Source organism: Pantoea sp. K16 (assembly GCF_048452805.1).
Taxonomy (GTDB): domain Bacteria; phylum Pseudomonadota; class Gammaproteobacteria; order Enterobacterales; family Enterobacteriaceae; genus Pantoea; species Pantoea agglomerans.
In genome coordinates this window covers 22,008-28,615 of sequence record NZ_JBLWNV010000025.1, presented here as the reverse complement: position 1 = coordinate 28,615, position 6,608 = coordinate 22,008, and the positions used below count along the sequence as shown (strand labels likewise).

Genomic DNA, 6,608 nt, shown 5'->3' with positions numbered 1-6,608 from the left:
CAGCCCCTGAGCGGCACCAGACTGCGTTATCACCTGTCGCTTAACTGACTGGCATCAAACATCACCTCGGCTTTTTTTATCCCGCCTGACGGATGCGGGCAATCAGCGCATCCACATCTTCTACATGATCGGCCGCCAGAATCAGCGTGCGTCCCAGATTAATTGCATTACGGATGCAGTCGGTACGCATCGCCGGATCGGCAATCAGCTTCATATCCGCCACGTGTGACATCCCCACAGTGCGGCGAATCAGTTCGGTGCCGCAGTAACCAATGGTATCAGCCCATACTTTACGCAGAAACGCCTCCGCATAGCCTGGATAAGCCAGCGCCTCATCACGGGTTTTCTCAGCCGCCAGTGCCAGAAAGCCCGAGGCAAAGGTGGTCCAGAGGGTGTGCACATCGCTGAGGCGCTGCTCGCGTGCATCGGCGGCCTCACGCGGTGGCAGCAGACCCGGCACGCCGCAGTAGTTAATCAGCAGGTTGCCGATGGCGGTGCCGACATCAAAACCGATAGGGCCAAAATAACCAAATTCCGCATCAATCGCTTTCAGGCTGCCATCAGCAACGAAAATCGATCCGCTGTGAATATCACCATGCAGCAGCGCTTCAGCGTGGGCAAAGAAACGATGCTTGAGACCGCCCACCGCAATGCGCAGTGCATCGTCATTACGCAGGCTGGCGACCAACGGTTCAAGCGCTTCGGGATAGCTATTGCGCTCATGGTCGGTATAGGGATCGTTAAAGAAAAGATCTTCGGTGATTTCACACATTTCCGGATTAATGAAACGCGCCACTTCCGCTTTTTTCTGGTGCGGATGCAGGATGAAATCGGAGGTATGAAACAGGGTTTGTGCCAGATAGTCGCCTAACTGCTGAGCCGCTTCCGGGTAGTAAGCGCCCTTCACCAGCTCGCCGCGCCAGATGCGATGACTGGAGAGATCTTCCATTACCATCACCGCCAGCTCCGCATCGTAATGGGTGATCTTCACCGTGTGCTGCGGACAATATTTGTAGTGTTCGACCAGGGTCTGCGCTTCCAGCCGCGCCCGATCCAGCGTCAGTGGCCAGGACTCACCCACACAGCGCACATAGGGCAGCGCCTGCTTGACCACCACCCGGCTGTTGCCCTGATCGTCATAAATTTTAAACACCAGGTTGAGGTTGCCATCACCAATCTCTTCTGCGCTGCTCAGCGCGGCAGGATTGTCCACGCCGCCAAATTGTCGGGCATATTCCACAGCATCAGCAGCAGTAAAGGTACGGTATTGCGACATTGCCTGTTCCTCATCAATCGAAGGGGGATAACCTGGGTGTAATAAGCCGTTCAGACGTCTATACATCCGTTCAGCATGTTGGCACAATAGGTATCATTAACGCAACATGGATTTCACCCACAATGCAGACACTTCAAACCACCAGCTTACAGGTTCGTGACAATCAGCTCTGGATTCTGGATCAGCAGGCACTGCCGCAGCAAAAGAACTGGCTGTCCGCGCACAGCGTGCCCCAGCTGATTGAACATATTCATGCGCTGCGGGTGCGCGGTGCGCCGCTGATCGGCCTTTCCGCCTCGCTGCTGCTGGCGTTGCTGGCAGAACAGGGGCAGACGCGCGCTGAACTGACGCAGGCACTGGCGACCCTGCGCGCCGCCCGCCCTACCGCTGTCAATCTGATGAACAATCTGGACCGGATGAAACTGGCGCTGGCGCAGCCGGACTTTGCCCCCGCGCTGGCAGAGGAAGCCTGGCGGCTGGTGCAGGAAGATAAGCAGCTGTGTGACGCCATCGCTGACGCGGGTTGTACGCGGGTAAAACCCGGCAGCCAGCTGCTGACCCACTGTAATACCGGCGGACTCGCCACCGCCGGTGTGGGCACCGCCCTTGGCGTGATTGCCCGCGCCCATCAGCAGGGGCTGATTAAGAATGTCTGGGTTGATGAAACCCGTCCGCTGTTACAGGGCGGCCGGTTAACCGCCTGGGAGCTGGGTGAGCTGGCGATTCCTTACACCCTGATTACCGATTCCATGGCCGCCAGCCTGATGGCCCGTGGAGAGGTCGATGCCGTATGGGTAGGCGCTGACCGCATTGCCGCCAACGGCGATGTGGCGAATAAAATCGGCACCTACAGCCTGGCGGTGCTGGCCCATTATCATCAGATTCCGTTTTACGTGGCGGCCCCGCATACCACGCTGGATCGCAGCTGTCCGGACGGCGCAGCGATTCCTATTGAACAGCGCGCCGCCAGTGAAGTGACGGGCGTTGCCGGCAGTTTTGGCAGCGTGCAGTGGGCGCCGGAAGCGGCGAAGGTCTATAACCCGGCGTTTGATGTCACGCCCGCCACCCTGATCAGCGGCTGGGTACTGGACACCGGGGTAGTCACGCATGACCAGGTTCAGGGTGGCATTTTCCAGCCACAATAACGGTCTGCAAGGCGTTTACCGTGAGCGGCAAACGCCTTGCGAAAACGACGGGCGGTTTACGCCAGACGCGGGTAGGCATCCGCAATCTTATCGCCGGTAAAGTTCGCTACCCAGCCTTCCTGATTATCGAAAATACGGATAGCCGTGAAGTGCGGTGACGATCCCATATCAAACCAGTGTGGTGTTCCCGCTGGTACCGAGATTAGATCGTTTTTTTCGCAGAGGATCTGCAGGATCTCGCCATCCAGGTGCAGACAGAAGAGTCCGGCACCCTCAACAAAGAAACGCACCTCATCTTCGCCGTGTGTATGTTCAGAGAGGAACTTCTCGCGCAGCACGGTTTTCTGCGGATTATCGGCGCGCATGCTGATCACGTCCCAGCTCTGATAGCCCTTCTCTGCCACCAGCCGATCGATCGCATGCTGATAGGCGTTGATCACCGTTTCGGGAGCCGGATTTTCACCCAGATCGCGATCGGCTTCCCAGCGCTCAAAACGGACGCCTTTGGTGCTCAGGCGTTCACGAATCTCTTCCGCGTCGGTGCTGTGCCACACCGGCTGGCTGGCTTCGCGGTCGGTAAAAATAGTCAGTGCGCTCATCCTAAATTGACTCCGGGTTAATCTGGGAAAAATCCGTCACCTGGCGATGGCGGCTCTCGCCGTCCGCATCGCCACGCAGTAGTTGCAGCGTCTGCCAGCCCGCCTCAGCGGCGGCATCCAGCTCCTGATGAATATCGGAGAGAAACAGCAGTTGCTCCGCTGGCTGACCAATTTCAGCGGCGATAGTGCGATAGGCTGCGACTTCGCGTTTGGCACCCACGTGCGTATCAAAATAGCCGCTGAAGAGGTCAGTAATATCACCTTCGTCGCTGTAGCCAAATAACAATTTCTGCGCCGCAACCGAGCCGGAGGAATATACATACAGTTCAATGCCCTGCGCCTTCCAGCGGCTTAGTGCTGGCAGGACGTCGGGATAGAGATGGCCGGTAAAACTGCCGTTAACATAGCCATCGCGCCAGATCATGCCCTGCAGCGCTTTCAGGCCGGTTGATTTGCGATCCTGGTCCATAAACCCCAGCAGAATCTCTGTCACCGCATCCAGGTCGGCCTGCGGCTGACCGGCCTCCTCACGTACCGACTGCAGCGCTGCGGCGACCTCGGGCTGATGCGCATTTTCATGCAAAAAACTCGCCAGATGCTCACGGGCGTAGGGAAACAGGATGTTATGTACAAAACGGATATCGCTGGTGGTGCCTTCGATATCAGTAACAATGGCGCGAATCATGCTCTCTCCAGCAGGCGACGTTGACGTTCACATTCAAATAAAAATTCCAGACCTTCCAGATGACGTCGTGCTTCGCTGACATCCCGGCCCCAGCAGGTTAAGCCGTGACCGCGCAGCAGAAAGCCGTAACGCAGCGGAAAGCGGGCAGCGTAATCTTCAATTTCTGACGCCAGCGCCGCAATGTCCTGGCTGTTGTCGAACACAGGAATGGCCAGCGTATCCAGATGGGTGTGCTGGCCACTTAACGATTTTTGCATCTCATAGCCGTGCAGAAGCAGCGCCGCGCCCTGCTCCACCCGCGACAGCACCGTCGCATTCACGGTGTGGGTATGCAGCACTGCGCCCGCCTCGGGAAAGAGTCGATAGATCATCGTGTGCAGACCGGTTTCTGCCGACGGCTTACGGCCTGAAAGCGACTGGCTGGTGGCAATATCGACCTCGATAAAGTCATCCCGCGTCAGCGTGCCTTTATCTTTGCCCGATTCACTCAGCAGGCAGACATGTTCATCGCGGCGCACCGACATATTTCCGCCGGTGGCCGGTGCCCAGCCTTTCTCGCCAATCCAGTGACAGGCGGCGACCAGCTGATCTAATGGAAGACTCTGCGACATAAAAGTTCCTTGCGGTGAAATGTGATCTCGGGTGGCTCAGCCCAGATAACGATAATGGCTATAAAATTACAACAGGTTGAAAATCTTAAACAGTTAGCAAACGTGCCTGACTGCTGAACCATACTCTTCGGGTCCTGCCAGATGATCCGCATCTCAGCAAGGCAGCAAGTGCGCGCATCCCCGGGAGCTGACACTTGTCAGTGACCGGGGTAAGCAAACGCAGCTAACGAAGCTGAGGTGTGGAGCATGACGCATTTAGCCATCTAAGCGTCTTGATTGCCAAATACTACCATCCTGTTTATAGTGGCACAAACACCGGGTGACACCGCATCAATCTTCGCGCTTAAGGCCTGACATCATGACGCAGCACAACCTGATCCCCGAGAGTAAACTCCCTTTGCTCGGCACCACCATTTTCAGCCAGATGAGTGCGCTGGCGCAGCAGCATAACGCTATCAATCTCTCTCAGGGCTTTCCTGATTTTAGCGGCCCGGACTATCTGCAGCAGCGGCTGGCGTATCACGTCAGCCAGGGCGCGAACCAGTATGCGCCGATGACCGGTGCGCTGCCGTTACGTGAGGCGATTGCAGAGAAAACCGCGCGGCTTTATGACTATCGTCCTGATGTCGAAACAGAGATTACGGTGACGGCGGGCGCAACCGAAGCGCTCTATGCGGCGATTACCGCGCTGGTGCGGCCAGGCGATGAGGTGATCTGCTTTGATCCCAGCTACGACAGCTATGCGCCTGCGGTAGAGTTGTCGGGCGGCGTGATGAAACGCATTACGCTGCAGCCGCCCGCTTTCCGGGTGGACTGGCAGGCGTTTGCTGCGCTGCTGAGTGATAAAACCCGGCTGGTGATCCTGAATACGCCGCACAATCCTTCCGCCACCGTCTGGCAGCAGCAGGATTTCGCCGCGCTATGGCAGGCGATTGCTGCGCGACCGGTCTATGTACTGAGCGACGAAGTCTATGAGCACATCTGCTTCGATCAGGCAGGCCACGCCAGCGTGCTGGCACATCCCGAACTGCGCCAGCGCGCTATCGCGGTGTCGTCGTTTGGTAAGACCTTCCATATGACCGGCTGGAAAGTGGGCTACTGCATTGCCCCTGCCGCGATCAGCGCGGAACTGCGCAAGGTGCATCAGTATCTGACCTTCTCGGTGAATACGCCGGCGCAGCTGGCGATTGCCGATATGCTGCGTGAGCATCCGGAGCACTATCTTGAACTGCCGGCGTTTTATCGCGACCGCCGCGATCGGCTGGCAACGGCGCTAAGCAGCAGCCGCTTTAAGGTGCTTCCCTGCGAAGGTACCTACTTTTTGCTGGTCGATTACAGCGCCATCTCCGATCTGGATGATGTCAGTTTCTGCCAGTGGCTGACCCGCGAAGTGGGCGTTGCCGCGATTCCTCTGTCGGTGTTCTGCGCCGATCCCTTTCCTCATAAACTGATCCGCCTCTGTTTTGCCAAACAGCCGGCGACATTAGATGCCGCCGCGGAGCGCTTATGTCAGCTTTAAAAATCACGTTACTGCAGGAGACGCTGAGCTGGATGGATGGCGAGGCCAACCTGCGCCATTTTGACGAGCAACTGGATGGACTCACCGGGCGCGATCTGATTTTACTGCCAGAGATGTTTACCACCGGCTTTGCAATGGAAGCGGCGAAAAGCTCGCTGCCTCAGGCGCAGGTGGTGGAGTGGCTGCATCAGCATGCCCGTCGCAACGATGCCCTGGTCGGCGGTAGCGCGGCGATTCAGACCGAACACGGCGCGGTAAACCGCTTTCTGCTGGTGGAGCCGGACGGCACGCTGCATCAGTATGACAAGCGCCACCTGTTCCGCATGGCGGACGAGCATCACCACTATCTGCCTGGCGAACAGCGTCAGGTGTTTGAGTGGCGCGGCTGGCGCATCCTGCCGCAAATCTGTTACGACCTGCGTTTCCCGGTCTTCTCGCGTAACCGCAACGATTACGATCTGGCGCTCTATGTCGCCAACTGGCCTGCACCGCGTGCACTGCACTGGCAGGCACTGCTGCTGGCGCGGGCAATTGAAAATCAGGCTTATGTGGCAGGCTGTAACCGCGTCGGCAGCGACGGCAATCAGCATGAATACAGCGGCGACAGCCAGATTATTTCACCGCAGGGTGAGATCCTCAGTGGGGCTGAGCCGCACCAGCGCGCCAGGCTGGACGCAGAGCTGTCGCTGGACGCACTGAATGCTTATCGCGAGCGCTTCCCGGCCTGGCAGGATGCGGATCGCTTTTCGCTGTGAATGGCGGGCGGGAAGTCA

At 57.8% G+C, this 6,608-nt stretch carries 7 protein-coding genes; 3 read left to right on the top strand and 4 right to left on the bottom strand.

All coding sequences use genetic code 11. The features are described 5' to 3' along the window. Positions 1-76: 76 nt before the first annotated feature. Positions 77-1,276: an S-methyl-5-thioribose kinase gene (gene mtnK / locus ACK13D_RS21880; RefSeq protein ID WP_033756697.1), complete on the bottom strand. Its 1,200-nt coding sequence runs from the start codon at positions 1,274-1,276 to the stop codon at positions 77-79. Between the two features lie 122 nt (positions 1,277-1,398). Here mtnK and mtnA point away from each other — a divergent pair, with 122 nt between their 5' ends. After that, positions 1,399-2,421 carry an S-methyl-5-thioribose-1-phosphate isomerase gene (mtnA, locus tag ACK13D_RS21875; RefSeq protein WP_192073398.1) on the top strand — a complete coding sequence of 341 codons (1,023 nt, stop codon included), beginning with the start codon at positions 1,399-1,401 and terminating at the stop codon, positions 2,419-2,421. Between the two features lie 56 nt (positions 2,422-2,477). On the opposite strand, the gene ACK13D_RS21870 is transcribed toward mtnA, so the two are convergent. Genes ACK13D_RS21870 through ACK13D_RS21860 form a run of 3 tightly spaced genes read right to left on the bottom strand, consistent with a single transcriptional unit; the run spans position 2,478 to position 4,316 of the window. Next, the gene (locus ACK13D_RS21870; RefSeq protein ID WP_069025858.1) at positions 2,478-3,020 is read right to left on the bottom strand and encodes a 1,2-dihydroxy-3-keto-5-methylthiopentene dioxygenase; all 543 of its coding nucleotides are present in this window, start codon (positions 3,018-3,020) and stop codon (positions 2,478-2,480) included. 1 nt (position 3,021) lies between these two features. Next, positions 3,022-3,705 (bottom strand): acireductone synthase, encoded by a 684-nt coding sequence (gene mtnC / locus ACK13D_RS21865; protein WP_163799334.1) that lies wholly within the window; start codon positions 3,703-3,705, stop codon positions 3,022-3,024. Beyond that, positions 3,702-4,316: a methylthioribulose 1-phosphate dehydratase gene (locus ACK13D_RS21860; protein ID WP_010671154.1), complete on the bottom strand. Its 615-nt coding sequence runs from the start codon at positions 4,314-4,316 to the stop codon at positions 3,702-3,704. Before ACK13D_RS21860 ends, mtnC begins: the two co-directional genes overlap by 4 nt. A 358-nt stretch (positions 4,317-4,674) precedes the next feature. Between ACK13D_RS21860 and ACK13D_RS21855 the strand changes: the two genes are divergently transcribed. Together ACK13D_RS21855 and ACK13D_RS21850 are read left to right on the top strand one after the other, a co-directional pair. Continuing rightward, entirely contained in the window at positions 4,675-5,835 is a 1,161-nt protein-coding gene (locus tag ACK13D_RS21855; protein ID WP_045140745.1) for a pyridoxal phosphate-dependent aminotransferase, read from the top strand. Next, positions 5,823-6,590 (top strand): amidohydrolase, encoded by a 768-nt coding sequence (locus tag ACK13D_RS21850; RefSeq protein ID WP_052272053.1) that lies wholly within the window; start codon positions 5,823-5,825, stop codon positions 6,588-6,590. The genes ACK13D_RS21855 and ACK13D_RS21850 overlap by 13 nt, the downstream gene beginning before the upstream one ends. Positions 6,591-6,608: the final 18 nt, after the last annotated feature.

What these genes read in the sequence shown, in the direction of transcription:
- mtnK (WP_033756697.1), bottom strand. Translation starts at nt 1,276, where the DNA reads ATGTCGCAATACCGTACCTTTACTGCTGCTGATGCTGTGGAATATGCC.
- mtnA (WP_192073398.1), top strand. Translation starts at nt 1,399, where the DNA reads ATGCAGACACTTCAAACCACCAGCTTACAGGTTCGTGACAATCAGCTC.
- ACK13D_RS21870 (WP_069025858.1), bottom strand. Translation starts at nt 3,020, where the DNA reads ATGAGCGCACTGACTATTTTTACCGACCGCGAAGCCAGCCAGCCGGTG.
- mtnC (WP_163799334.1), bottom strand. Translation starts at nt 3,705, where the DNA reads ATGATTCGCGCCATTGTTACTGATATCGAAGGCACCACCAGCGATATC.
- ACK13D_RS21860 (WP_010671154.1), bottom strand. Translation starts at nt 4,316, where the DNA reads ATGTCGCAGAGTCTTCCATTAGATCAGCTGGTCGCCGCCTGTCACTGG.
- ACK13D_RS21855 (WP_045140745.1), top strand. Translation starts at nt 4,675, where the DNA reads ATGACGCAGCACAACCTGATCCCCGAGAGTAAACTCCCTTTGCTCGGC.
- ACK13D_RS21850 (WP_052272053.1), top strand. Translation starts at nt 5,823, where the DNA reads ATGTCAGCTTTAAAAATCACGTTACTGCAGGAGACGCTGAGCTGGATG.